Below are 2,803 nucleotides of genomic sequence, written 5' to 3'. Positions count from 1 at the left end.
CTGATCCCCATGTTCCTCATCATCGGGGTCTGGGGTGGGGCGCGCCGCATCTACGCCGCCTTCAAGTTCTTCCTGTATACCCTGCTGGGCTCGGTGCTCATGCTGGTGGCGCTGCTGGCCATGTACCTGCACGCCGGCACCACCGACATCCCGACGCTGATGGCCACCACCTTCCCGGCGGAATGGCAGATCTGGCTGTTCCTGGCGCTGATGGCCAGCTTCGCGGTGAAGGTGCCGATGTGGCCGGTGCATACGTGGCTGCCCGATGCCCACGTCGAGGCGCCCACCGCCGGCTCCGTCATCCTGGCCGGTGTGCTGCTGAAGATGGGCGCCTACGGCTTCCTGCGCTTTTCCGTGCCCATGCTGCCGGAGGCCTCGGCGCAGATGGCCGATGTCATCTTCGCGCTGTCGATCATCGCCGTGATCTACACGTCGTTGGTGGCGCTGGCGCAGGAGGACATGAAGAAGCTGATCGCCTATTCCTCGGTGGCGCACATGGGCTTCGTCACCGCCGGCATCTTCGCCATGACCCAACAGGCGGTCGAGGGCGCGATCTTCCAGATGCTCAGCCACGGCGTGGTGTCGGGGGCGCTGTTCCTGTGCGTCGGTGTGGTCTATGACCGGCTGCACACGCGCGAGATCGGCCGCTACGGCGGCCTGGCCAAGAACATGCCGAAGTACGCCCTGGTGTTCATGCTGTTCATGATGGCCTCGGTCGGCCTGCCGGGCACCAGCGGCTTCGTCGGCGAATTCCTGGTCATGCTGGGCGTCTTCAAGGTCAACACCGTGGTCGCCCTGCTGATCGCCACGGGCGTCATCCTGGGCGCCGTCTACATGCTCTACCTCTACCGCCGCGTGGTGTTCGGCAAGCTGGAGAAGGCCGACGTCAAGGCCATGCTCGACCTCAGCCCGCGCGAGATGGCCGTGTTCGCGCCCCTGGTTTTGGTGGTGCTGTGGATGGGCATCTATCCGTCCAGCTTCCTCGACCCGATCCACGCCAGCGTGGCCAACCTGATCACCCAGTACGAAGCCGCGCTGGCCGCCGCCGACGGTGTCTCCGTCGCGACCCGCTAGGCCCCTGCTCCGCTGACCCCCGATCCGACCCGCCGGGAGACCCGACGCCATGACCGACCTGCCCTTGATGCTGCCGGCCCTGCCGGAACTCATCCTGGCCCTGCTGGCCATGGGGCTGCTGATGTATGGCGTGTTCGCCCGTGGTGACCGCGCGACCAGCTGCACCTGGGCCGCCGTCTACGGCATGGTGGTGGCCGCCGCGATCGTGGTGTTCGGCGGCGAAGGCCGGGTGGAGGCCTTCTACGGCCAGTTCGTCATCGACGACTTCACCCGCTTCACCAAGCTGCTGGTGATCGGCGCCGCCGCCGCCGCCCTGCTGATGGCGCGGCGCTGGATGGAAAGCGAGGGCGTGCACCGGTTCGAGGTCCCGGTGCTCATTCTGCTGACCACCACCGGCATGATGCTGATGGTCTCGGCCAACGACCTGATCGCCATGTACCTGGGCCTGGAGTTGCAGTCTCTCGCCCTGTACGTCCTGGCCACGGTGCAGCGCGACAACCTGCGCGCCACCGAAGCGGGCCTGAAGTACTTCGTCTTGGGCGCGCTGGCCTCGGGTATTCTCCTCTACGGCGCCTCGCTGGTGTACGGCTTTGCCGGCACCACGAGTTTCGAGGGCATCCAGGCGGCCGTGGCCGGCGGCGACGCCCATGTCGGCGTCGTGATCGGGCTGGTGTTCGTGCTGGCCGGGCTGGCCTTCAAGATCTCGGCGGCGCCGTTCCACATGTGGACGCCGGACGTCTACGAGGGCGCGCCGACCCCGGTCACGGCGCTGTTCGCCGTCGCCCCCAAGGTGGCCGCCCTGGCGCTGATCCTGCGCGTGGTGCTGGAGCCGTTCGGCGCCCTGGCCGCCGACTGGCAGCAGGTGATCTGGATCATCGCCGTGCTGTCGATGCTGATCGGCGCCTTCGCCGCCCTGATGCAGGAGAACATCAAGCGCCTGATGGCCTACAGCTCGATCGGCCACATGGGCTACGCGCTGGTCGGTCTGGCCGCCGGCACGCCGGAGGGTGTGCGCGGCGTGCTGGTCTACCTGGCGATCTACCTGTTCATGAACCTTGGGACGTTCGCGGTGATCCTGGCCATGCGCCAGCAGGGCCGCCCGCTTGAGGGCATCAAGGACCTGGCCGGGTTGGGCCGCACGCGGCCGCTGGTGGCGGTGGCCATGGGCATCTTCATGTTCTCCATGGCCGGCATCCCGCCCCTGGCCGGGTTCTTCGGCAAGTTCTATGTGTTCATGGCGGCGGTGGACGCCGGCCTGATCTGGCTGGCGGTCATCGGTGTGCTGACCAGTGTGGTGTCCGCCTTCTACTACCTGCGCATCGTCAAGGTGATGTACTTCGACGAGCCGCTGGAAAGCCTGGACCCTGTCGCCTCGGTGACCCTGCGGGTGGTCATGGCCGCCAGCGCCAGCGTCATCCTGCTGTTCGTTCTGCCGCTCGGCTGGGTGGTGGGACAGGCCGAGGTGGCGGCCGGCGCGCTGCTGGCGGGATGACGCCGCCGACCGAGGCGCCGGCCAAGGCGCCAGACGGCGCAGTGCAGGCCAGGGCGCCAGACGGCGCGGGGCCGGCCGGCTGGCGGCTGGTCCACCGCCCGGTGGTGGACAGCACCCAGGCCGTGGCGCGCACCCTGCTGGAGGCCGGCGAAGGCAGCCCCGTGTGGCCCGACGGCGCCCTGGTCGTTCAGGCCGACGAACAGACCGGCGGGCGCGGCCGCCATGGTCGCCCCTGGA

2 protein-coding genes and 1 pseudogene are annotated in these 2,803 nt (G+C 68.4%); all 3 read left to right on the top strand.

Features of this window, described 5'->3' with window-relative positions; all coding sequences use genetic code 11:
• Positions 1-1,074, top strand: a 1,074-nt coding sequence (locus Q0309_RS02205; RefSeq protein ID WP_299436993.1) for an NADH-quinone oxidoreductase subunit M, incomplete at its 5' end; no start/stop codon positions are given.
• Between the two features lie 49 nt (positions 1,075-1,123).
• A complete protein-coding gene (gene nuoN / locus Q0309_RS02200; protein WP_299436991.1) occupies positions 1,124-2,566 on the top strand; it encodes an NADH-quinone oxidoreductase subunit NuoN in 1,443 nt (480 codons plus the stop codon).
• Positions 2,563-2,803 (top strand): annotated as a pseudogene (locus Q0309_RS02195) (hypothetical protein); the annotation flags it as partial. The gene nuoN and the pseudogene Q0309_RS02195, both read left to right, overlap by 4 nt.

This window comes from uncultured Rhodospira sp., from assembly GCF_937138205.1.
GTDB lineage: Bacteria > Pseudomonadota > Alphaproteobacteria > Rhodospirillales > Rhodospirillaceae > Rhodospira.
This window is presented reverse-complemented; position numbering and strand designations above follow the sequence as displayed.

Coding starts and splice junctions, on each gene's coding strand:
- nuoN (WP_299436991.1), top strand. CDS start 1,124: ATGACCGACCTGCCCTTGATGCTGCCGGCCCTGCCGGAACTCATCCTG.